Here is a 22,634-nt window from a genome sequence, read left to right as displayed (position 1 = left end):
TCCTCTCACTCGCCTGCCGCCGCCGCGCCAAGCGGCGGCGCCGGCTCTTCAGTGGCGAGCCTGAGCCTCGGCACGGCGGCCACCGCGGGTTGCGGCCGTGGAAACAGCTTGGCCAAAACCTCGTCCTTGAGGCCGAACGCCTGGACGCGGCCCTGATTCATGGCAAGGATGAAATCGACCGTGCCGAGCGCGCTTGGCCGATGCGCCACGAGCGCGACGATGCCGCCGCGTTGCCGCACCGAAACGATCGCCTGGAACAGCGCCTGTTCGCCTTCGGCGTCGAGGTTGGAATTCGGTTCGTCGAGCACCACCAGGAACGGATCGCGATAGAGCGCGCGGGCCAGCGCGATGCGTTGGCGCTGGCCGGCCGAAACGGCCTCGCCGAGTTCGCCGATCTGTGTCTCGTAGCCGTCGCGGAAGCCGACGATGAGATCATGCGCGCCGGCCGTCTTGGCGGCGGCAATCACCAATGCGGGATCGGCGTCGGGCTCGAAACGGGCGATGTTTTCCGCTACCGTGCCGGCAAACAGCTCGACGTCCTGCGGCAGATAACCGACAAAGCGGCCGCGATCCTCCGGCGACCACTGGTCGAGATCGGCGCCGTCGAGCCGGACCCTGCCGGCGGCGGGCAGCCAGGCACCGACGAGCGCCCTGACCAGCGTCGACTTGCCCGAACCGCTCTGGCCGATGATGCCGACGGCATGTCCCGCTTCAAGCGCAAAGCTGGCGTCCTGCACCACGAGCCTCTGGGTGCCGGGGGCCGCGATGCTGACACCCTGCATGAAAATGTGGCGGCTCGGCGCCGGCATGGCCATCGGCTCGGCGTCGGCCGGCACAGCGGCGAGAATCTTGGTTAGCCGCTGCCAGCCTTGCCGAGCCGTGAGGAAGCCCTTCCAGTTGGCGATGACCAGATCGACGGGGGCCAGCGCGCGGCCACTGAGAATCGACGCGGTGATGATGATGCCTGCGGTCGCCTGCTGCTCGATCACCAGCCAGGCGCCGACGCCGAGCATGGCCGATTGCAGCAGCATGCGCAGCACCTTGGACACGGCGCCGAAGCCGCCGGCGATATCGCTGACGCTGCGCTGCTCGGCGAGATAGTCGCGGTTGGCCTCTTCCCATCGCCTGGCCATCCTGCCGCCCATGCCAAGAGCCGCGATGACTTCGGCGTTGCGGTTGCCGGTCGTGGTCAGGCCGCTGCGGACGATGCCGGCCTGGGTGCCGGAGGTGACCGGCTTGCGCGTCAGCCGCTCGGCATAGACGGTCAACAGCACCAGCACGATCGCCCCGACCAAGGCGGTCAGCCCGAGAAGCACATGGAACATGAAGATGATGGCCAGATAGAGCGGCAGCCACGGCAGGTCGAACAGCGCGGTCGGGCCGGTGCCCGACAGGAAGGCGCGCACGCTGTCGAGGTCGCGCACCGGCTGCATGCTGTCGCCGTTGCGCCCGACCTTGAGCGGCAGCTTGAGGACGCTGGAATAGACACGGGCGCCGAGCGCCTCGTCGAGAGCGCCGCCGATGCGCACCAGGATGCGGCCGCGGATGAAATCGAGCACGCCCTGGCCGGCATAAAGGATGGCGACGAGCACGCTGAGGCCGATGAGCGTCGGCACGCTGCGGCTCGGCAGCACGCGATCGTAGACCTCGAGCATGTAGAGCGAGCCGGCGAGCATCAGCACGTTGAGGACGCCGCTGAACAGGGCGACCGAAGCGAGGGCTGAACGACACGCGGCCAATGCGGCCGCGAGCTCGGAGGGTCGCGCCCCTTGCCGCTTTGCCCTCCCGGACTGTGGCTTGCCGTCGGACATTCGAGCCGGGTGCGGATCGTCAGCGGTCCCGCGCCGAGGAGAGCTCCATACATGGAGCAAAAGCAGCACGCCCAGCGTTCCCCCAAGAACCGCCCAGCGTGTGCTGGTTTCCGGCTGTGTCAGCTCCACTCCGCCAAATACGAGCACAAACACGCCGGTGCCGAGGATGAGCCTGAGAAATCTGATCAGCAGTGTCATGCCGAGCACTTCCTGGCGTCAGCCGCCATCATTGGCGTAGATGTGCAATATCGCCCCTTCGAACGTCATGCCGGTGTTGTTATAGAAATCGAGTTCCTGGTGGATGAGGTTCCCAGCAAGTTCGGATCCGGAGGTGGAAGACTCGGCATCCAGCCCAACGTTCCAGGCCGCACTGCTCGCCTTCACCGCGCCGCTTCCGCCACCCCAGTCCTCGAACTGAGAGGAAGATGTCCCACCATTCGTCACCTGTAGCCAGTCGATCGCCTGGTCGAGATATTTGTGCGGGCTGTTGGGATCGGTTGCGTCGCCGATCGGATTCCCGGCCAGATAGTTGAGCCAGGTGGCTACTGCATCGCGGGCAAGCACAAAGCGCGTATCCTGCAAGTCCTTGGAGGATGCGTCGATCACCTTGAGGGCGTCGGCATAGGAGATGAAGAATGTGTCTTCCCCGGCACCGGTCAGTCCGTTCTTGTCGTAATCACCGATCAGAAGGCCTGACTTGTCGGAGCCATTCTTGTTTCCATCATTGTTGGAATCGACCTGATACCGAAGTTCGTGGTCGGCAAAGTTCGGACCGGTTTTGCCGACGCCGTCAATTCCGTCCCAGAACGACTTGCCGAGATTGCTCCAGAACCCTGGCGTGCGCACCCCGGGGCCGGCGAACGACGATACGGTTGCGGTATCCTGGGCTGTGACCTCGTTCAGACTGTCATCGTCATGAGCGGCGACTTCGACGGTGTTGGTCCTAAAATCCGCATTTGGAAGCAGGTTGAAGGCGCTGGTCGCGGTGAAGAGCCAGGTCTCGCCGGTGTCGACTAGATAGTCACCATTAGTATCGCCGGATACATAGTGGGTGCCGTGCGAGCTGTTGGCCACGAAGCCATTGAGCAGATCGATGTCGTCGCCGGTATTCGCCGTGCCGTTGTCATCGACAAGCGAGGTCAGCGTCAACGGATCGAGAGCACCGGCCGGGCTCGTGTTGGTGATTGCGTAATGATAAGTGGCGTTCTGCGCCCCTGACTGAACGGTCTCGGAAGAATTGAAGATGCCATCATGATTGGCATCGACGGTCTTATCGATGGCGACCGACGGCGCGACATCTTTCACTGTCACCGTCGCCGTATCAGTGGCGGTCACGTCGGTGAGACTGTCGTCGTCATGGCCATGCACCACGACCGTGTTGACGATACTGCCGGCATTGTGCGCGGCAATTCCGACTGTTGCTTTGAAAACCCATTTCTCGTCGCTGTCGACGAGAAAGTCGCCGTCGGTATCGCCGGATTCATAGTACGTGCCGTACTCGCTGCCCTGCACGAAGCCATCCAACAGATCGATGTCGTCGCTGGTATCGCCGGGCGTGGCGTTGTCATCGACCAGCGCGGTCAATGTCAGCGGATCGACGGCACCGGCCGCACTCGTGTTCGTCACTTCATAGGTGTAGGTGACGTCGGCGGCAGAGCCCTCGTTGATCGAGATCGGGTCGGCCGTCTTTTCGATAGCGATCGACGGCGCCACATCTTTCACTGTCACCGTCGCCGTGTCAGTGGCGGTCACGTCGGTGAGGCTGTCGTCGTCATGGCCATGCACCACGACCGTGTTGACAATGCTGCCGGCATTGTGCGCGTCGATGCTGACCGTCGCGTTGAATATCCAGATTTCGTCGCTGTCGACCCGATAGTCGCCGTCGGTGTCGCCGGACACATAGTGCGTGCCGTGCGTGCTGCCGGTTACGAAGCCGTTGAGCAGGTCGATGTCGTCGCCCGGATTTCCCGGCGTGGCATTGTCGTCGACCAGCGAAGTCAGCGTCAGCGGGTCGGCCGGTCCGGCCAGGCTCGTGTTCGTCACCGCATAGGTGTAGGTGATCTGGGTGGCCACACCCTCATTGATCGAGGTCGGATCGGCCGTTTTTTCGATAGCAATCGTTGGCGCCTGGTTGTCGCCGGTGATAACCCCCCACTCCTCAAAACCACCGTCCGAACCACTGGGAGTGCCGAAGGCCGAATACAGATAGATGTAGTTATCGGCGCCGGTGAAGAAACTGGTTGGGATATAGACGAACAGATCACCCTGTCCGCTGCCTGCCGGCGCGTCCTTGCCGGCATTCAACTGAACGGTCACATTGCCGTTCCCGTCCATGTCATAGAGCGGCGGCTGGCTCTGAAGCACCGATAGGTCGGTGATATTTGGATCCGTCGCCGAATAGATCTTCAACGAGTCAAGGGACAGTAGCGACCCCGTCGCGCTGTTCGGCTCGTTGGCGTCGAGCTTGAACACGTAATAATCGTGGCCGCCTACGGTCACCACCTGCATGCTGCTCAGCAGAAGTGCGTTCGTATGCTCCTGCTGCTTGTCATCCAGCGGCAGCGGAGAGCCATCGGTGTTGAAGCCACTTTCCGTGTCCTGTGCGCCAAGCACAAGGAACGTGTCATAGTTGCCTGTACCGGCATCGCCTTGTGGTGAGGCGGTAAGAATGGTGCCGTCGGTCAATGTCGCGGAGGTGGTTCCGCCGGACAGATCAATCACAGTGTCGGTCATGTTCTCAATTCCCCCTGCGCCGTCAGGCGCGTTCTGCTGCTGGCCGCGCAAGGCGGCTGACTACCCAAACCTGTTACGTCGCCCGGCGTCTTGCTGTCCGCTGAACGCGGCCTCGCTGGCGAGCAGTCGTTCGTGACAAAAGCGGCTTTGAATGGAGATTTTGACAGCGAAAGGACCGGCGGGGAGACCGCCTCCCGTTCACCAGACACAGCTATTCCCGCATGGCGGAACTGGCCCACCGTCGGACTGACAGCTACACTCACCCCAAAACCCCAAAACCCCCAAACGACCCTAGCGATCACCTGGACGTTAATATTCCCTAAACCATATCTCGCAGGTCGCAATGCGTTCGTCTATATAACCCAGGTTATAGGAAGAGGGTAAAGTTAATTACGGAAAAGTTCTTCGCGATAACAACAATAACATCGCGATTTTGGTTGAATTAGTTTTCATATTTGGGTTTCATAATAGGAATTACAAAAATTTCCTGACGATGCCCATGGGTCTTTTTAAGATGAAGACCAACATCGGCATCCCGGAGTAGCGTCTTCTTTCAGTCCGCCGTTGCACATCTTGCTGAAAGTGCCGCGTCAGAATTAACTAAGCAGTTGCTAATGTTTTGCACAGTCGCGCCGCTTCTGTCAGCATGGCCTCACGCTTTGGGGGATGCGAGCCGTGTCGGCGTTCGCTTCCGTCAAGAAGCAGTCACTCGCGAGTCGTAAAGACACGCAAAGGGGGAAGAAGCATGACCGAACAAGCGCTTTGGCCGCCATCCATCGGTGGCAGCGTTGCACCATGGGGCCGTGACACCAAAGGCCGGCTGCTGGCGAGCTGAACATGGTCACCACGGTTTTCATCGCGGACGACCACCCGCTGCTGCTGCACGGCCTGACCGACCTGATTGCCCGCGATCCCGGTTTCCGGGTGGTCGGTTCGGCGCAGGACGGCACCGTCGCCATGGCCATGATCCGGCGCGACGTGCCTGATATCGCCGTGCTCGACATCAGCATGCCGGGACTGAGCGGTCTCGATATCGCCGCCGAAATCGGCAGGCAGGGCCTTGCCACGCTTTGCGTGCTTTTGACGGTCGGTGCCTCGCAAGCGCAGCTCTACGACGCGGTTGCGGTTGGCGTTGCCGGAATCGTGTTCAAGGAGACCGCCGTCGAGGCGCTGCTCAGATGTATCCACGAGGTTGCCGGGGGCGGCCGCTGGTTGCCGGCCGAGATTGTCGGCAAGGCCCTGCACAACGAAGCATCCCGTCGGGTCAAATGGCAGAAACTGTCGTCGCGGCTGACCAGGCGGGAGATGGAGATCACCCGACTGGTTGCCGCGGACAAGCCGTACGAACGCATCGCGATCGATATCGGTATCTCCAAAGGCACACTGAAAATCCATATGAACAACATCTATCGCAAATTGGAGGTTGCCTCACGCGTGCAGCTTTTGCAGCTGGCCGCCGACCAGATCGGACTGGCTGTTGCGAGCGGCTTTCGCGACCAATCCAGTCTCGAAAGTCCGGCCAGCGGCGACATGTAATCGCGCCGCCATAGGCACAAGTTCAGCCAGCGACCCCAATGCCGGCGCACGCTGTTGATGCTGAAATTTGCCGCCAACCTGGAAGGGCAAATTTAAGCGTTTGCTACTAGGATCAGTTCGGGGGCTGTTGTTCAGGAAGGGTGTTCGGGTCGATTGGCCACAACGGCATTCAGTCTAGGCCACGTAAGACGGGCCATTTTTTCGTCCGTCAACCTGCCGGCGGCGATCGCTTTTGTCGTGCTCCTGGTCTGCGCCGTCGTTGCCGACCAGCAGAACAGAAGGGTTTCCGATCAGCTGGCGCGCGCCGATGTATTGGCCAAGGTCAGCATCATCCGCGCCAAGCTCGAAGGCAACATAAACGGCAATCTTCAGCTTGTTCAGGGGCTCGTCTCGACCATCGTTACGGAGCCCTATATGGGCCAGCAGAGATTTGCCTCGCTTGCGCGCAACCTGTTCGAGCAGAAATCGCAGTTGCATAACATCGCCGGCGCGCCCGACCTCGTCATCTCGCTGATGTATCCGATGGAAGGCAACGAGAAGGCGATCGGCCTCGATTACCGCAAGAACGAGGCGCAACGCATGGCGGCGCTGCGGGCGCGCGACCAGCGCGTGCTTGTGCTCGCCGGCCCGGTCAGACTTGCGCAGGGCGGGAACGCCTTCATCGGCCGCATCCCGGTCTTTGTTCCGACTGCGGGCGGCGGCACCCGCTTCTGGGGCATCGTGTCGGCAGTGGTCGATGTCGACCGGCTCTACGCTGCTAGCGGACTGACCGACGCGGATCTCGACATCGACGTCGCGCTCATCGGCAAGGATGCACTGGGCGGCGGCGGCGAGCGATTCTTCGGTGGCGACAATGTCGTCGCCGGCAACCCCGTGTCTGCCGATGTGCAACTGCCTTCAGGTTCGTGGCGAATTTCGGCTATCCCCAAGGGTGGCTGGCCGGCAGCTCCGAAGAACGAGTGGACCTTGCGATCGCTGATGTTGCTCGCCGGCGCGCTGGTGGTGTTGCCGATCCTCATTGCCGGACGGCTGTTCGGCGAAAGGCAGAAAAACGACGCCGAGCTGAGGCGCCTGTCCGGTCGCCTGGAACTGGCGCTGGAAGCCTCGGGCATCGGCGTGTGGGAGCACGACCTCACCACCAACGAGCTGGTGTGGGACGATCGTGTGAACGAGATCTATGGCAAGTCCGCCGACGGAGGGTCGCGCGGCTATACAGACTGGGCACAGGCCATCCATCCCGAAGATATCGAGCGGGCAAAGCGGGATTTCGATTCGGCTGCGGCGAAAAAAGGCCTCTACTCCTCGCAATACCGGCTGCTGCGCCCCGATGGCACCGTCCGCCATGTGCGCACGCGCGCAAGCTACTCCCAAGGCGTTGGCGGCACGCCCAAGATGATCGGCGCCGAATGGGACGTGACCAGCGACGTGCTGCTCACCGAGACCCTCATTCGCGAGCGCCAGCTGTCGGAATCCAAGAACGACGAGCTGGAGCTGGCCAAGGCACGCATCGAGCATGTGGCGCTGCACGATTCGCTCACCGGCCTGCCCAATCGCCGCTATCTCGACGAGATGCTGGCCGATACCGGTGAATCCGACCACCGCACAGCGATGCTGCATCTGGACCTCGACCGCTTCAAGCAGATCAACGACACGCTCGGCCACGCAGCCGGCGATGCCATGCTGGTGCAGGCCTCGAAGGTCATCAAGGCAAATGCCGGCTCCGCCGATTTCGTTGCGCGCATCGGCGGCGACGAGTTCGTCGTCGTGACCTATGGGCGCGACGACGACGAGCTCTCGGCGCTCGCCGACCGCATCATCGAGGAGATGCGCCAGCCCGTCGATTATCAGGGCCATCCTTGCCGCTTCGGGGTCAGCATCGGCATTGCCGCCGACAGCGGTGTCGATACGAAGCAGTTGCTCGTCAACGCCGATCTCGCGCTTTACCGGGCAAAAAGCCGTGGCCGCAACCGCCATGAGTTCTTCAACGAGGAGTTGCAGAGCGAAATCGTGCGGACCAAGCAGACCGCCGATGAGATCCTGAGCGGACTGGAGCGTAACGAATTCATCGCCTACTACCAGCCGCAGTTCGACGCCAAGTCGCTCGAGATCGTCGGCGTCGAGGCGTTGTCGCGCTGGAAGCACCCGCGACGCGGCATCCTGGCCCCCGACGCCTATCTGAAGGTGGCTGAAGAGCTCAATGTCGTGGCGCTGATCGACCGCATCGTCCTCAAGCACGCACTGGAGAATTTCGAGCGTTGGTCGCGCAGCCATCTCAATATCCCGCGTGTGTCGGTCAACGTCTCGGCCACGCGCCTGGAGGACAAGGACCTGATCGAGGGCCTACGCACGCTCGCCATCAAGCCCGGAACCGTATCGTTCGAGCTGGTGGAATCCATCTTCCTCGACGAGAACGATGATCTGGTCACCTGGAACATCGAACACATCAAGGATCTCGGCATCGACATCGAGATCGACGATTTCGGCACCGGCCATGCCTCGATCGTATCGCTGCTCAAGTTGCAGCCGCGCCGCCTCAAGATCGATCGCCAGCTGATCACACCCATCACCGGCTCGACGGCGCAGCGGCACCTGGTGGCGTCGATCATCGAGATCGGCAAATCGCTCGGCATCGAAGTGGTTGCCGAAGGCGTCGAGACGATGGAGCACGCGCGCATCCTGAAAGAGCTCGGCTGCGATATCCTGCAGGGCTATTTCTTCGGCCGCCCGATGGAGGCCAAGGCGTTCAAGACCTTCGCCCAGTCTCGCAAATGGCTGGCCACAGGGTGACGGTCATTACCCGGTGGCATGGGTCAGCGATGGCGCATCCTCGACAACGCTGTCCAAGCCGCCTCGCGATCGAACCCGTACAGCGGTTGAATCTGCCGACGAAACCGAACCGGCCTTCGACTCCGCGATCTCAGGGAACTGTTGACCATGATTTCGGTTGTTTTCTGTGCGAACAGTCGTTCCACGAACCCTTGGTGAGCGAAAATGAGACATGGACTCTGCAGACAAGCAGCACGGTTCCTTTCGAAGGTTGATGACTGGCATCGTCACGGCAATCTTCACCGCCCCTGATCGGACATCCGAGCGAGGTACCGGCCCGTCATTGGTTGCCGAGTGGACGCTGCCGCCATCGGCAACGCTTGGCTCATCCCTACGCTTGAAAGGGATCGAACGTGAAACTCGAGCCCGTCTGCCGTGGGTGGTGAGGACGTTTGTCAAGGCTGAGACGCGCCGCATTGTGTTGCGTATGGTGCAAACCGACACGGATGCGTTCGATGCCGCCTCGGCAATCATCTCCAGGACCCTGGAAGGGATAGAAGCACTGCCCGTGCTTCCGCGGGAGGCTGAAGACATTCTCACAATCTCCTCCCGCGAACGTCACAAGTGGCTTAGGGATGGCCGCCTGAAAAGCGTCGGCACGCGCACCGTCAAGATGCGCGGGCGATCCAACGCCGTCACCTTCCATGTCTTCGATTTACGGCACATCGAGGACATTCTCGATCGTGACCTGGCGGCGGCCTGGAGGGAGGACGATGCGCGAGAAGCCTCCGAGAACAGGCGGCGCGGGGCCGGCAAGGCCGCTCTGACGCGAGCAGGAAAACGGAAGGGCAAGGCCCGCGGTACCAGAAACTCGGGAAAGGATGATGCTTCACGGCCAAAGCTGGAAGGCTGGGACACGTTCGAAGCGGAAGGGCTGCTGCGCTAGAATCCAAAGGACGCATTCAGCCAGTTCGAACTTCGAAATTCCGTGCGGCGCCGACGATGGCACATTCAGCGCCGGCGACCCTCTGACGGGACTGCGCAGGTTAAACCGATCGTCCGACCTACAAACGTGCCTTTGACGCGCAATTGGCGGTTAACACTGCCGCATCGACCGGCTGATACAGGCCGTTCCGGGTCCAAAGAGCGCACTTGATCCATAGCCGAAGTTTCCCGAAAATCACCTCAAAGCCGGTTCCGGCCACCCAGGCCGCACGCCAGTTCGGTCTATTTGCGCCCTCTGGCCCAATCGCCGCAGATGAGGAACCGGATAGCCATTATGAGGAGACCGTTTATAACGGTCGCTGAGATTGCGATAACCAAGGGGAGACGATGCGCTACATACGTCCGCTTTCAATCGAAGATGCCGTTGGCCAATTGGCCGGTTCGGCAGGCACGGCCGCCATCCTCGCTGGAGGCAGCGACCTCCTGGTCAGGATGAAGGGCGGTTTTGTCGAACCCGACCTGATCGTCGACATCAAGGCGATCGACGGCCTGAGCGAGATCCGCGAAACGGCTGAAGGCTTCAGCATCGGTGCCGCAGTCCCATGCGCCGTCCTGGGAGAGAGCGCTGCCCTGAAGAAGGCATGGCCCGGCGTTGTCGAAGCGGCCAAGCTGATCGGCTCGAAACAGGTACAGGGACGCTGCACGATATCAGGCAATCTCTGCAACGCCTCGCCGGCTGCCGACAGCGTGCCAGCGCTGGTTGCGGCGGGTGCCAGGGCATCGGTCGTCGGGCCGGCGGGCAGGCGCACGATTCCCGTGCAGAGCGTGCCGACCGGGCCGGGCAAGACGTCCCTGGCCAAAGGCGAGATCATCGAGGCGATCCTGCTCGACAAGCGCGCGCCGCATTCGGGCGATGCGTATCTGCGTTTCATTCCACGCACGGAGATGGATATCGCGGTGGTCAGTGCCGGCGTGAATTTGACGCTCGACGAGCACGGTGTCGTCAAATCGGCCCGCGTTGCGCTGGGCGCCGTGGCGGCGACCGTGCTTCTGGTCGATGAGGCCGCAGAAGTCCTCATCGGCTCCAAGCTGGACGAAGCGACGCTGGAGCGGCTCGCCAAGGTCTGCTCGGGCGCCTGCCGTCCGATCGACGACAAGCGCGGCACCATCGAATTCAGAAGAAAAGTTGCGGGCGTGCTGGCCAAGCGGGCCGCCACGACCGCCTACGCACGTGCAGGAGGCAAATGATGGCTGGAGTTGCAGTCTCAACGACAATCAACGGCGACAGCGTCGAGTACCTTTGCCAACCAGACGAGACGCTGCTCGACGTCCTGCGCGATCGCCTTGGGCTGACGGGCGCCAAGGAAGGCTGCGGCACCGGCGACTGCGGCGCCTGCAGCATCATCCTCGACAACAGGCTGGTGTGTTCATGCCTGGTGCTCGGCGCGGAGGCTGAAGGCCGGCGGGTCGAGACCATCGAGGGGATGGCGCATGGCGACAAACTGCATCCGCTGCAGCAGAAGTTCCTCGAGCACGCAGCACTCCAATGCGGCATCTGCACGCCGGGCTTCCTGATTGCGGCGAAGGACCTTCTGGCCAAGAACCCCGACCCGACCGAGGAGGAAATCCGCTTCGGCCTCGCCGGGAACCTGTGCCGCTGCACCGGCTACGACAAGATCGTGCGCGCCGTCCAGGACGCCGCCAGCGTGATGAAGGGAGCCTGACCATGAATTTCGATCCGCGTTACTCCGGTCGCAATTTTACCTCTGTCGGCACACGCCCCATCCGTCCCGATGGCGTCGACAAGGTGACGGGTCGCGCCCGCTACGGTGCGGACTTCAACATGGCTGGCCAGTTGGTCGGCCGCGTCCTCAGGAGCCCGCATGCCCACGCCACGATCAGGAAGATCGACACGTCGAAGGCAGAGAAGCTTCCCGGCGTGAAGGCGGTGATCACCGCGGCCGATCTGCCGGATCTCACCAATGGCGATGCCGGCATGTACGACATCCTCGACAACTGCATGGCGCGCAAGAAGGCGCTCTATGACGGCCATGCGGTGGCCGCGGTCGCGGCCGTGGACGCCCGTACTGCCAGGCAGGCGCTGAAGCTGATCGAGATCGACTACGAGCTTTTGCCGCATGTCACCGATGTCGACGAGGCGATGAAGCACTCCGCTCCCCTCATCAACGACGCCATCTTCACCGAGGGCCTGGAGGAAAAGCCGGTAAAGCCGTCCAACGTCGCCAAGCGAAGCCAGTTTGGCCACGGCGATGTCCATCAAGGGTTCGGCCACGCCGATTTCATCGTCGAGCGCTCGTTCAAGACCGAGCAGACGCACCAGGGCTATATCGAGCCGCATGCCTGTGTGGCGAGCGTCAGCTCCGACGGCACTGCAGATCTTTGGGTTTGCACGCAAGGCCATTTCGTCTACCGCCAGCACTGCGCGCAGCTCCTTGGCATGGAAGCTTCCAAGCTGCGCGTCACCTCCTCGGAGATCGGCGGCGGCTTCGGCGGCAAGACCCATGTCTGGGCCGAGCCGGTCGCGCTGGCGCTGTCGCGCAAGGCCGGCCGCCCGGTCAAGCTGGTGATGACCCGCGACGAGGTGTTCCGCGCCTCGGGTCCGACCAGCGCCACCTCGATCGACGTCAAGATCGGCGCCCGCAAGGATGGCACGATCACTGCCGCCGAGGCGACACTGCGCTATTCCTGCGGACCCTATTCGGGCATGTGGGCCGAGATCGGTGCCATGACCGCGTTTGCTTGCTACAAGCTGGAGAACGTCAACACGGTCGGCTACGAGGTGCTGGTCAACCGGCCGAAGACCGCAGCCTATCGCGCGCCGTCGGCGCCCATGGCGGCATTTGCGGTGGAAAGCGCGATCGACGAGCTGGCCAAGGAGGTCGGCATGGACCCGGTCGAGTTCCGGATCAGGAATGCCGCCCAGGAAGGCACGAGATCCTCTTATGGCCCGGTCTACGGCCCGATCGGCATCGGCCCGACGCTCGAGGCGGTGAAGAGCCATCCGCACATGAAAGCGCCGCTGGGCAGGAACCAGGGCCGCGGCATGGCTTGCGGCTTCTGGTTCAACTTCGGCGGCCAGACCTGCACCGACCTCAACATCGGCATGGACGGCTCGGTATCGCTCGCCGTCGGAACGGTCGATGTGGGTGGTTCTCGCGCGTCGCTGTCGCTGGTCGCGGCAGAAGAGCTCGGCATCGACTATAGTCAAGTCAAGGCGATCGTCGCCGATACGTCCAGCCTCGGTTATAACGACATGACCGATGGCAGCCGCGGCACCTTCTCGTCCTCCATGGCGACGATCTCGGCCGCCCGCAATGCAATCAAGATCCTGCGGGAACGCGCCGCGCAGATGTGGGATATTTCCGTCGACGACGTGGTCTGGGAAAAGGGCCACGCGATTGCCAAGGGCGAGAAGCATGGCAATCTCGGCAAGCTGTCGCTGAAGGAGATCGCGGTGGAGTCGGGCAAGACCGGCGGACCGATCGCCGGCCACAGCGAGCTCGTCGCCGACGGCGCGGGCGTCTCGTTCGCCACCCATATCTGCGATATCGAAGTCGATCCAGAGACCGGCGCTACACGGGTTCTGCGCTACACGGTCGTGCAAGATGCCGGCAAGGCGGTGCACCCGACCTATGTCGAGGGACAGTATCAGGGCGGTGCCGCGCAAGGCATCGGCTGGGCGCTCAACGAGGAGTATATCTACGGCAAGGACGGGCGGCTCCAGAACCCCGGCTTCCTCGACTATCGCATCCCGGTCTGCTCGGACCTGCCGATGATCGACACGCAGATCCTCGAAATCCCCAACCCCAACCACCCATACGGGGTGCGCGGTGTCGGCGAGACCTCGATCGTGCCGCCGCTGGCTGCGATCGCCAATGCGGTATCGAATGCGGTCGGGGTGCGGATGACGCATATCCCGATGTCGCCGCCGCGCATTCTGGCGGCGCTGGAGGAACGGGCAGGCTGATGGTCGAAGTGACGCTCTGGGGATCGCTAGGTGCTGTCGCCGGAGGCAAGAGCAAGGTCGAGATCGAGGCCAAGGATATAAGGGAGCTGTTCAGGAAGCTGGCTGAACAGTATCCCGGCCTCGAGCCCTTGATCGACAAAGGCATCGCGGTTGCGATCGACGGGACGATCTATCGGGATACGTGGTCGAAGGAATTGCCCCAAGGCTCCGAAATTTTCCTGCTGCCGCGTCTTGCCGGGGGATAATCGGACAATCGCCTCGCTGTCGTCGACGACCAGGACCTGGCCTGTCGGTCGTGGCTACGGATATTTTGTCTGAGCACTCGCGGGGTTCAGATCGCCCTGCAACTCCTTCGGCAGCGGGAGGCTCGAGCATTGCAGGTGCACCCCGCGGGCAAACAGCTTTCGTTGCTTCTGCTCATGCTCCTTGATGGCTGCAACGAGCCCCATTGAATACGGGCCCAGCAAAACGCCGAAGCCCCATCCCGGATGCTCTTTCTCGCGAACCTCGTAGTCCGACGCCGCCGTGCGGGCTTGCTGGCATTCGGGCGATGCCCATTTCTGGTCTTGCTGCGAAAGCGACGCTCCATAGTCGACCGGAGAGGTCGCACATCCCGCCATGGTCGCGGCCAATGCGACGGACATTGCGATTCTCATGCCGGAGCCTTTCCTAAGCATCGTGAAGAGTACACAGAGCGTTTCCTTCCACAAATAGCCGCTGTCGCCCTAGCCTCGCAGCCCAGGAGCCTCCTGCCCCGTCCTCTCGACATATTCCGTATAGCCGCCGCCATAGGTGTGGATGCCTTCAGGAGTCAGCTCCAGCACGCGGTTGGAAAGTGCTGCCAGAAAGTGCCGGTCATGCGAGACGAACAGCATGGTGCCTTCGTATTGCGAGAGCGCCGTGATCAGCATCTCCTTGGTGGCGATGTCGAGATGGTTGGTCGGCTCGTCCAGCACCAGAAGGTTGGGCGGATCGAACAGCATCAGAGCCATCACCAGCCGCGCCTTTTCGCCGCCTGACAGCACGCGGCACTTCTTCTCGATCTCGTCGCCGGGAAAGCCGAAACAGCCGGCGAGCGCCCGCAGCGGCGCCTGGCCGGCCTGCGGGAACGCGTCCTCCAGCGTCTGGAACACGGTGCGCTCGCCTTCCAGCACTTCCATCGCATGCTGGGCGAAATAGCCCATTTTTACACTGGGCCCCCGCGCGACCGTGCCGTTGTCGGGCTCGGAAGCACCAGCGACCAGCTTCAGCAGCGTCGACTTGCCGGCGCCATTGACGCCCATGATGCACCAGCGCTCGCGGCGGCGGACCTGAAAGTCGAGCCCCTCATAGATGGTTCGGCTTCCGTAACCCTTATGGACGTTCTTCAGCGTGACCACGTCCTCGCCGCAGCGCGGCGCCGGCAGAAAATCGAAGGACACGGTCTGGCGGCGCTTGGGCGGCTCGACGCGGTCGATCTTGTCCAGCTTCTTCACCCGGCTTTGCACCTGCGCGGCATGCGAGGCGCGCGCCTTGAAGCGCTCGATGAAGGCGATCTCCTTGGCCAGCATCGCCTGCTGGCGCTCGAACTGCGCCTGCTGCTGCTTGTCGGCGATCGCCCGCTGCTGCTGGTAGAATTCGTAATTGCCGGAATAGGCGGTCAGCGAGCCGCCGTCGATCTCCACCACCTTGTTGACGATGCGGTTCATGAACTCGCGGTCGTGCGAGGTCATCAAGAGCGCGCCGTCATAGTTCTTCAGGAAGGATTCCAGCCAGATCAGGCTCTCCAGGTCGAGATGGTTGCTCGGTTCGTCGAGCAGCATGGCGTCGGGGCGCATCAGAAGAATGCGGGCCAGCGCCACGCGCATCTTCCAGCCGCCCGACAGCTTGCCGACATCGCCGTCCATCATCTCCTGGGAAAAGCCGAGACCATCGAGCACTTCCCGCGCGCGGCCGTCCAGCGCATAGCCGTCGAGTTCCTCGAAACGATGCTGCGCCTCGCCATATTTTTCGATGATCTCGTCCATCTGGTCGGCCTGGTCGGGATCGGCCATGGCCGCCTCGAGCGCGGCCATTTCTGCCGCGACTTCGCTCACCGGCCCTGCCCCGTTCATCACTTCGGCGACAGCGCTGTGGCCCGCCATGTCGCCGACATCCTGGCTGAAATAGCCGATGGTGACTCCTCGATCGACCTGCACCTGCCCCTCGTCGGGCTGCTCCTGCCCGGTAATCATGCGAAACAGCGTCGTCTTGCCGGCGCCGTTGGGGCCGACCAGGCCGACCTTCTCGCCCTTCTGCAGGGCCGCCGACGCCTCGATGAAGACGAGCTGACGGCCGTTCTGCTTGCTGATGCTTTCAAGTCTGATCATGCGGTTTCCGGACTATGCCTGCGATGAAAGGATTTGCCCGGCGCCTTACGCGAATGATGGCCGCAAAGGAAGAGGCGCAAGCGCCGCATACAGCCGATCTCCCCCCTCGTGGGGAGATGGCCGGCAGGCCAGAGGGGGGCGCTGTCCCGCCGGCGTCTCAATCCATCGATCTACGCCGAAGCGTTTACACCTATCGCGATACTAACGAACTTGGTGATACTATCCGGCCTTCGTCGCATGGACCCGCCGCGTGCGCGACGCCATCGGTCCTGGCTATCCCGTGCATCCATACGGCATCGATCCGCACTCGGGCGCCTGAGGGGCTCACTTCCGCTGCGGATAGATCGTCTCGCCGCGCTTCAGCATCGCCACAAACGTCTCGATCTTCTTCTTGCGGCCGGCCTCGGTCTTCATGTTGTGGGTGCGGAAGGCGAGCGCGAAGCGGTTCTGCGCACTGAGTTTTTCAAGCATCTCCTTTGCTGCCGGTTCGGCGTCGATCGCCGCTTGCAGATCATCGGGGATTTTCATCTCCTTGCCGCTGCCATAGGCGCGCGCCCAGCGCCCGTCGGCCTTGGCCGCCTCGACCTGCCTCAGCCCATGCTCGGTCATGCGGCCCTCCGCGACCAGCCGCGCGACATTGTCGATGTTGATCTTGCTCCAGATGCTCTTCCTGCCGCGCGGCGTGTAGCGCTGCAGGAAGCTCTTCTCATCCAGCCCCTTGCGCACCGCGTCGATCCAGCCGAAGCACAAAACGACGTCGATGGCTTCCTTGGGCGTGATCGACTTCAATCCCGATCCCACCTTGTGCATCTTGATCCACACTTCGGTTTCGGTGGCATGATGCTTGTCGAGCCAGGCATAGAAGCTTTCCGGATCCGGAAACTCCCGGACCTTGTCGGGATCGACCTTCACCGGCGCCATCAGCCAGCCTGCCCGTTCGGTGCCGTCCGCGCCATCGCTTTCACTGTCGTCGCGCCTCCAGCATCGCGCCTATCGTCATTGGCCAGCATTGTGGCATGAATTGCTGTCAGTTTCCGTCAGCAAACTTGTCGGGGCGCGTACGGCGTTCCTTCGCGTCCCCCTCTGTCCCTGAACATCTTTGCGAAGCGCCTACTGCAACTGCGGCTTTTTCAGAAAACTGCCACGATCGGCCGACTTGACGCGCAGCCAGGTTTCGCGGCCGTCACGCAGCACCCGCATCGGGATCTCGGCGCCCGCCGAGCCGCTCTCCCACAGTTTGCGGTAGAAATCGGCCAGCCCGTCGACCGCGCCGTCGCGAATGTCGGAGATGATGTCGCCCTCGCGCAGGCCGGCCTTGGCCGCCGGTCCGCCTTCGGTCACGCTCATCACCACCACTCTGCCGTCGCTTTCGGCCGACAACGCGCCGAGCCACGGGCGCGGCGGCTTGGCCACCTGGCCGCGCGTCAGCAGATCGTCGAGAATCGGCGGCAACAGATCGATCGGCACGACCATGTTGATGTCGGCGACCTCGCCGTTGCGGCTCATCTGCAGGCGCAGCGAACCGATGCCGAGCAGCGAACCGTCGGAGCCGAACAGCCCTGCCCCTCCCCAGGACGGGTGCGCCGGCGCAATAAAGATCGCCTCGTCAAGCAGATACTCCCAATAGCCGGCGAATTCCTGCTTGGTGACGATCCTTGCCTGCACCGACTGACCGATGCCGTCCGTCAGCACGACGGCGTCTCCGACCTTCGCCTTGCCGGCATCGCCCAGCGCCACCGCCGGCAGGCTGAGTGGTGCCAGTGCCTGCACCAGGCCGAACCCAGATTCCTGGTCATAGGCCAGCGCATGAGCGGGAACGACGCGGCCGTCATGGGTGGTCAGCCAGACTTCGTCCGCCTCGGTGATGAGATAGCCGATGGTCAACACGAGCCCGTCATTGCGAATGACGACGCCGCTGCCTTCCCTGAGCGTGCCGAGGGCCCCGGCCGTAAAGGCGTCTTCGGGAACGGTGGCCCGCAGGGCAACGACCGAGCGCGGATTGGGATTGATGGTCATGCTTTTGTCCTGCGATGCAATGCTCTGGCGTGGCGTTATTCCCTATACCTATGCCGCACGGGAGACGGTGCAAGGGGTGTAGTGCTGACCTCATCCCTTACGCAGGAGAAGCTCGGTGCGGCGTCATAAAACAATAGTTCAACGCAAGTTGAACTTCCCCATCCGCAGCCCTAGCTTTACATGGACCTGCAATCTTTCCACTCGCCACCCGAACACGAGGCCACGAGATGACCGAATACACCCCGCCGAAAGTATGGACCTGGAACAAGCCCAGCGGCGGCGCCTTTGCCAGCATCAACCGGCCGATCGCCGGCCCCACGCATGACAAGGAACTGCCCGTCGGCAGGCATCCGCTGCAGCTCTATTCGCTGGCGACGCCGAACGGCGTCAAGGTGACGGTCATGCTGGAGGAGCTTCTGGCGCGCGGCCACAAGGGCGCTGAATATGACGCCTGGCTGATCAGGATCAACGACGGCGACCAGTTCGGCAGCGGCTTCGTCGAGATCAACCCCAACTCCAAGATTCCCGCCTTGATGGACCGCAGCGGCAAGACGCCGGTGCGCGTCTTCGAATCCGGTTCGATCCTGGTCTATCTCGCCGAAAAATTCGGCGAATTCCTTCCCAGCGAGCAGCCGGCCCGCGCCGAGGTGCTGTCCTGGCTGTTCTGGCAGATGGGCTCGGCGCCGTATCTGGGCGGCGGCTTCGGCCATTTCTATGCCTATGCACCGGAAAAGTTCGAATACGCCATCGACCGCTTCTCGATGGAGGTGAAGCGCCAGATGGATGTGCTCGACCGCCGGCTGGCAGAGACGGAATATCTCGGCGGCAAGGACTACTCTATCGCCGACATGGCGGTGTGGCCCTGGTATGGCGGGTTGGCGCTTGGCCGCATGTACAACGATTCCGCCGAGTTCCTGTCCGTGCACGAGTACAAGCATGTGCAGCGCTGGGCCCAGGCGATCGACACACGCCCGGCGGTCAAGCGCGGCCGCATGGTCAACCGCGCCTTCGGCGAGCCGGCCCTGCAGTTGCACGAGCGCCACGACGCCAGCGACTTCGAGACGAAGACGCAGGACAGGCTGGCGGCGGAATAAGCTGGGCTGACAACGGGCCGATCTCTCTCCCCCAATGGGACCCAATGGGGGAGGATGGCGGCTTCACCCCACCTCTGGACAGATTGGCCGTCAGGCAAGGCCGGTCTCAGAAACAGAGCCCGCCACGACTGCCAGGTCGCGGCGGACTTTTCCCAAGGCAAGGCGACTCGGACAACCTTTTGTCGGCACCATCATTCAGCGCAGGACCTCGACGATTTGACGTGTCTCGGGATCGACCAGAACCGTCTGGTGGTTGATCACGGCGACGCGATATCTGACGTCGGGTACCTCACGCAGTTCGACCGTGTCCGGCACCGACGAGCCGAGCTTGAGCTCGACGCCCAGAAGGTTCACCGACGCAAGCGGCTCCCTCTTGATGTATTCGCGAACGACCGTCTCCTGCTGCGGCTGGACGATGACGACATTTTCCGCCAGCGCCGCACCGATGCCGCCCATCAGGACGACTGCGGCCGCTGCGCTCGAAAGATAAAGTCTCATGACCATCTCCTATTGGTAACTGAAACTCCGCCCTGGATGGAAACTCCACCGCGGGCCAGGGGTTCCATTCCAAATTCCAGAATTGAAGGCATCATGACGTTGGCCAGAATATTCAATGGCTGTTGGAACGATGCTCGTAATTGGCTCAGAATAGCTCTCAATCTTGGTGGATAAATTGCGTATCCGAGGCGGATATTAATGCGAATCAGCTTGTTGTTTGTCGGCATCCCCGAGTTTCGCCTCCAGTCATTTCAAGGTGGAATGCGCGGTGAACGGAGCATCGAAGATGAGGCACCGCAGGCCGATGGCCGACCATCGAGCAGCGGATTGGGCGGCGCCGCCACTCAGCCGATCGGTCGGCTCCACAAGCGCATCCCGATGCCTCGGAGATAGCTCAAGGCGTCTTCCAGCCTCATGAGAGGCATCTTGCCAAAACCACACTTTCCATGCCCGAATTATTGGCGAAAGACCCTTGTCCGGCTAAGTTTTTAGCCCAGCCATCATATCAGTTTTGACTAAAATAATAGAACGTCCAATGCACATTGCCGGAACCGAACAGGCCCCCTTGGACCTTTGCGTCCGGCAGCCAAGACCTTCGTCCTACAGGAAAACGCAGAAGCCTGATGTGACCGTTTCAAGCCCGGACAAGGGAACATCGGGCGCCGCTTGCACACCCAGGGCGCATCCCAGGAAGAACCTTGGCAATGGCGGCCTGGAGCGCACTGATCGTCACACTGATGTCGATCGCAGCCGGTGCAATTGACTTCTGACGCTCGACCGCCTTTTCCACCGGTCTGACATGGCTTGCATTAATATTAGAGACAGCGAATATAGAGGTCGGCCGGCGACCGCCAGAAGTCGGCTGGGCCCGGCGTGCCTCCCTTTGCACCTGGCCGCCGGGCCACTTTTTCTTCTGCTTGTCATTTTTCCTCCAGGCGGCACAAAGCAGCGCGAGCACCTTCCCGTCCCTCGCAACCGCGCTGCCTCGACGCCGGACTGTTCTTCAGGCGCGCCTGGATTTGGGCACTGAATCCGCGCTTTAGCTCCGCCTATTCCGCTTTCGCGGAAGTTTCGGCCGCCGTGCAATATGCAATGCTGCTAATGCGGCGGTACGAGCCGCCCTGGTTGACGCGGGCGCCCCAGCATCCCAACAATGCGCCCCCCCGTCCGCGTCGACCACGGCAGGCGCTTGGCGCTCTCGTCCGATCCGCGAAGTCTTGCGCCGGCGGTGCCGGGGCAACACAGTTGCGCGACAGGTCTCACGAGACATTCGTTGCCGCCTCAGCCGCCGGCCAACGCCTTCGTCGTCACCAGATTGGACGCCGGCCCCCGGTAAGAGGACACCGCCGCAACAGGCTTGGACCCAATCGCCTACTTCAATTCCACCCACACCGGCGCGTGGTCGCTGGCGCCATCCTCACCGCGCACGTCGCGGTCGATGCCGGCAGCCGTCAGGCGCCGCGCCAGTTTCTTCGACAGCAGGATGTGGTCAAGCCTCAAGCCCGCATCGCGCGGCCAGCGGTTCCGGCGATAGTCCCAGAAGGTGTAGAGCGTCTCCTTCGGGTGTTTCTTGCGCAGGGCGTCCGTCCAGCCCTGCTCGAGCAACGCGGCGAACGAAGCCCGGCTCTCCGGCTGCACCAGCGCGTTGTCGTCATAGGAGTGGGTGGCGTAGATGTCGCGCGGCTCGGGCACGATGTTGTAGTCGCCAGCCAGCACCACTGGCAGGCCGGTGTCGAGCAACTGTTCGGCATGCGCCTCCAGTCGCGCGTGCCAGGCCAGCTTGTAGGCGAATTTCGGGCCGGGCTGCGGATTGCCGTTCGGCGCATAGAGGCAAGCGATGATGATGCCATTCACCGCCGCCTCGATGTAGCGGCTCTGTCTGTCGGCATCATCACCGGGCAGGACATCGCGAGTCAGCACCGGTTCCGACCCCCGCGCCAGGATCGCGACGCCGTTCCAGGTCGCCTCGCCCTTCCACACCGCGCCATAGCCGGCCGCGGCAAGAGCAGAGCGCGGAAACTGGGTGTCGCGCGCCTTCAGCTCCTGCAGGCAGACGACATCGGGTTTTGCGGCAGCCAGCCACGCCAGTAGGTTCTCGAGTCGGCTGTTGATGTTGTTGACGTTGAACGAGGCTATCTTCATCGAAGGTCAGGCAACGATCCGGCCCGACCACGCCTTCACCGTCTCCGCCAGCGTTTTCAAATGATCGGCGGCGGAGAAGCCCGAGATGCTCTTTCGCGGCTTGAGGTCGTGGTCGCCGTCCTCCAGCCAGACAACCTCGATGCTGTCGGAGAGCGCATAAGTCGCAACCTCATCCTTCGTGCCGAATTCGTCGCGCGTGCCCTGGAAGATCAGCGTTGGCGTCTTCAGATCGGCGAGGTGTTTTGTTCGCAGCTGCGTTGGCTTACCAGGCGGGTGGAAGGGATAGCCGAGACACAGCAGGCCCGAGATCTCACCCTTTGCAAGCATCTCGTCCGCGACCATCGAGGCGACGCGCCCACCCATCGACTTGCCGCCGATGATCAGCGGGCCGGCCACGCCCTTGGCCCTGAGGTCGGCGATCGCCTTGATATATTCCGGGTTCACCGTCTCGGCTCGCGGCGGTGGTTTGCGATGCCCATAGCGGCGCGCGGCCATATAGTGAAACTCGAAGCGCGCAACCTGGAAGCCGACTGCAGCCAGCGCTTTGGCGGTGGCGGTCATCGACGGCGAATCCATCGACGCGCCCGCGCCATGCGCGAGCAGGATGGTGATGGGGGCGGTGTCGTGGCCGTCGAAGAGGAAGGTGGTCATGAGGCAGCCTTCCGACAAAGGCCGAATTCCTTCGCACCCCCCTCGTGGGGGGGGGGCGGCCCCGCCCCCGGCGGCCGGGCGGCCGCGCACCGCGGGCGGTGGGTTT

Annotated in this window: 17 protein-coding genes; 8 read left to right on the top strand and 9 right to left on the bottom strand. The window is 62.6% G+C overall.

Translation table 11 applies throughout. The features are described from left to right. Positions 1–5 precede the first annotated feature (5 nt). A complete protein-coding gene (locus NKI20_RS29190; protein ID WP_352837028.1) occupies positions 6–1,811 on the bottom strand; it encodes a type I secretion system permease/ATPase in 1,806 nt (601 codons plus the stop codon). Positions 1,812–2,027: 216 nt separating this feature from the next. Continuing rightward, a complete protein-coding gene (locus tag NKI20_RS29185) occupies positions 2,028–4,544 on the bottom strand; it encodes a hypothetical protein (RefSeq protein ID WP_352837000.1) in 2,517 nt (838 codons plus the stop codon). A gap of 837 nt (positions 4,545–5,381) precedes the next feature. Between NKI20_RS29185 and NKI20_RS29180 the strand changes: the two genes are divergently transcribed. From NKI20_RS29180 to NKI20_RS29150, 7 genes are all read left to right on the top strand, one after another. Further along, positions 5,382–6,080 (top strand): response regulator, encoded by a 699-nt coding sequence (locus NKI20_RS29180; protein WP_352602176.1) that lies wholly within the window; start codon positions 5,382–5,384, stop codon positions 6,078–6,080. A gap of 153 nt (positions 6,081–6,233) precedes the next feature. Next, entirely contained in the window at positions 6,234–8,867 is a 2,634-nt protein-coding gene (locus NKI20_RS29175; protein ID WP_352836997.1) for a bifunctional diguanylate cyclase/phosphodiesterase, read from the top strand. A gap of 253 nt (positions 8,868–9,120) precedes the next feature. Continuing rightward, positions 9,121–9,792 (top strand): hypothetical protein, encoded by a 672-nt coding sequence (locus NKI20_RS29170; protein WP_352836994.1) that lies wholly within the window; start codon positions 9,121–9,123, stop codon positions 9,790–9,792. Between the two features lie 386 nt (positions 9,793–10,178). Next, positions 10,179–11,039, top strand: a complete 861-nt coding sequence (locus NKI20_RS29165) for an FAD binding domain-containing protein (protein WP_352836992.1) — start codon at positions 10,179–10,181, stop codon at positions 11,037–11,039. Then, positions 11,039–11,515 carry a (2Fe-2S)-binding protein gene (locus NKI20_RS29160; protein ID WP_031260466.1) on the top strand — a complete coding sequence of 159 codons (477 nt, stop codon included), beginning with the start codon at positions 11,039–11,041 and terminating at the stop codon, positions 11,513–11,515. The genes NKI20_RS29165 and NKI20_RS29160 overlap by 1 nt, the downstream gene beginning before the upstream one ends. 2 nt (positions 11,516–11,517) lie before the next feature. Further along, complete coding sequence (locus NKI20_RS29155; protein WP_352836989.1) at positions 11,518–13,779, top strand: xanthine dehydrogenase family protein molybdopterin-binding subunit; 2,262 nt, start codon at positions 11,518–11,520, stop codon at positions 13,777–13,779. Then, a complete protein-coding gene (locus tag NKI20_RS29150) occupies positions 13,779–14,024 on the top strand; it encodes a MoaD/ThiS family protein (protein WP_352836986.1) in 246 nt (81 codons plus the stop codon). Before NKI20_RS29155 ends, NKI20_RS29150 begins: the two co-directional genes overlap by 1 nt. Before the next feature lie 54 nt (positions 14,025–14,078). Here NKI20_RS29150 and NKI20_RS29145 read toward each other — a convergent pair whose 3' ends face one another. The 4 genes from NKI20_RS29145 to NKI20_RS29125 all read right to left on the bottom strand — a co-directional run bounded on the left by NKI20_RS29145 (position 14,079) and on the right by NKI20_RS29125 (position 18,143). Further along, entirely contained in the window at positions 14,079–14,435 is a 357-nt protein-coding gene (locus NKI20_RS29145) for a hypothetical protein (protein WP_352836984.1), read from the bottom strand. A 69-nt stretch (positions 14,436–14,504) separates the two neighbouring features. Continuing rightward, the gene (locus tag NKI20_RS29140; protein WP_352836981.1) at positions 14,505–16,127 is read right to left on the bottom strand and encodes an ABC-F family ATP-binding cassette domain-containing protein; all 1,623 of its coding nucleotides are present in this window, start codon (positions 16,125–16,127) and stop codon (positions 14,505–14,507) included. A gap of 324 nt (positions 16,128–16,451) precedes the next feature. Next, positions 16,452–17,048 carry a YdeI/OmpD-associated family protein gene (locus tag NKI20_RS29130; RefSeq protein ID WP_352836978.1) on the bottom strand — a complete coding sequence of 199 codons (597 nt, stop codon included), beginning with the start codon at positions 17,046–17,048 and terminating at the stop codon, positions 16,452–16,454. 189 nt (positions 17,049–17,237) lie between these two features. Next, the gene (locus NKI20_RS29125) at positions 17,238–18,143 is read right to left on the bottom strand and encodes a S1C family serine protease (RefSeq protein WP_352602191.1); all 906 of its coding nucleotides are present in this window, start codon (positions 18,141–18,143) and stop codon (positions 17,238–17,240) included. Positions 18,144–18,370: 227 nt separating this feature from the next. Between NKI20_RS29125 and yghU the strand changes: the two genes are divergently transcribed. Continuing rightward, the gene (gene yghU / locus NKI20_RS29120; protein WP_023760097.1) at positions 18,371–19,237 is read left to right on the top strand and encodes a glutathione-dependent disulfide-bond oxidoreductase; all 867 of its coding nucleotides are present in this window, start codon (positions 18,371–18,373) and stop codon (positions 19,235–19,237) included. A gap of 195 nt (positions 19,238–19,432) precedes the next feature. Here the strand turns inward: yghU and NKI20_RS29115 are convergent, their stop codons facing one another. The 3 genes from NKI20_RS29115 to NKI20_RS29105 form a co-directional block, all read right to left on the bottom strand. Next, positions 19,433–19,735 carry a DUF1236 domain-containing protein gene (locus NKI20_RS29115; RefSeq protein WP_031260460.1) on the bottom strand — a complete coding sequence of 101 codons (303 nt, stop codon included), beginning with the start codon at positions 19,733–19,735 and terminating at the stop codon, positions 19,433–19,435. A 1,371-nt stretch (positions 19,736–21,106) separates the two neighbouring features. Further along, positions 21,107–21,877: an exodeoxyribonuclease III gene (locus NKI20_RS29110; protein WP_023760094.1), complete on the bottom strand. Its 771-nt coding sequence runs from the start codon at positions 21,875–21,877 to the stop codon at positions 21,107–21,109. A 6-nt stretch (positions 21,878–21,883) separates the two neighbouring features. Further along, the gene (locus tag NKI20_RS29105) at positions 21,884–22,528 is read right to left on the bottom strand and encodes an alpha/beta hydrolase family protein (RefSeq protein ID WP_352836972.1); all 645 of its coding nucleotides are present in this window, start codon (positions 22,526–22,528) and stop codon (positions 21,884–21,886) included. Positions 22,529–22,634 lie beyond the last annotated feature (106 nt).

The organism is Mesorhizobium sp. M0830 (genome assembly GCF_040319965.1).
Lineage (GTDB): Bacteria > Pseudomonadota > Alphaproteobacteria > Rhizobiales > Rhizobiaceae > Mesorhizobium.
Note: the sequence above shows the minus strand (reverse complement) of the source record. Positions and strands in the feature narration are given on the sequence as shown.

Bases quoted from the DNA above. Each gene is read 5' to 3' on its own strand.
- NKI20_RS29190 (WP_352837028.1), bottom strand. From the start codon at position 1,811: ATGTCCGACGGCAAGCCACAGTCCGGGAGGGCAAAGCGGCAAGGGGCG.
- NKI20_RS29185 (WP_352837000.1), bottom strand. From the start codon at position 4,544: ATGACCGACACTGTGATTGATCTGTCCGGCGGAACCACCTCCGCGACA.
- NKI20_RS29180 (WP_352602176.1), top strand. From the start codon at position 5,382: ATGGTCACCACGGTTTTCATCGCGGACGACCACCCGCTGCTGCTGCAC.
- NKI20_RS29170 (WP_352836994.1), top strand. From the start codon at position 9,121: ATGACTGGCATCGTCACGGCAATCTTCACCGCCCCTGATCGGACATCC.
- NKI20_RS29165 (WP_352836992.1), top strand. From the start codon at position 10,179: ATGCGCTACATACGTCCGCTTTCAATCGAAGATGCCGTTGGCCAATTG.
- NKI20_RS29160 (WP_031260466.1), top strand. From the start codon at position 11,039: ATGGCTGGAGTTGCAGTCTCAACGACAATCAACGGCGACAGCGTCGAG.
- NKI20_RS29155 (WP_352836989.1), top strand. From the start codon at position 11,518: ATGAATTTCGATCCGCGTTACTCCGGTCGCAATTTTACCTCTGTCGGC.
- NKI20_RS29150 (WP_352836986.1), top strand. From the start codon at position 13,779: ATGGTCGAAGTGACGCTCTGGGGATCGCTAGGTGCTGTCGCCGGAGGC.
- NKI20_RS29145 (WP_352836984.1), bottom strand. From the start codon at position 14,435: ATGAGAATCGCAATGTCCGTCGCATTGGCCGCGACCATGGCGGGATGT.
- NKI20_RS29140 (WP_352836981.1), bottom strand. From the start codon at position 16,127: ATGATCAGACTTGAAAGCATCAGCAAGCAGAACGGCCGTCAGCTCGTC.
- NKI20_RS29130 (WP_352836978.1), bottom strand. From the start codon at position 17,048: ATGGCGCCGGTGAAGGTCGATCCCGACAAGGTCCGGGAGTTTCCGGAT.
- NKI20_RS29125 (WP_352602191.1), bottom strand. From the start codon at position 18,143: ATGACCATCAATCCCAATCCGCGCTCGGTCGTTGCCCTGCGGGCCACC.
- yghU (WP_023760097.1), top strand. From the start codon at position 18,371: ATGACCGAATACACCCCGCCGAAAGTATGGACCTGGAACAAGCCCAGC.
- NKI20_RS29115 (WP_031260460.1), bottom strand. From the start codon at position 19,735: ATGAGACTTTATCTTTCGAGCGCAGCGGCCGCAGTCGTCCTGATGGGC.
- NKI20_RS29110 (WP_023760094.1), bottom strand. From the start codon at position 21,877: ATGAAGATAGCCTCGTTCAACGTCAACAACATCAACAGCCGACTCGAG.
- NKI20_RS29105 (WP_352836972.1), bottom strand. From the start codon at position 22,528: ATGACCACCTTCCTCTTCGACGGCCACGACACCGCCCCCATCACCATC.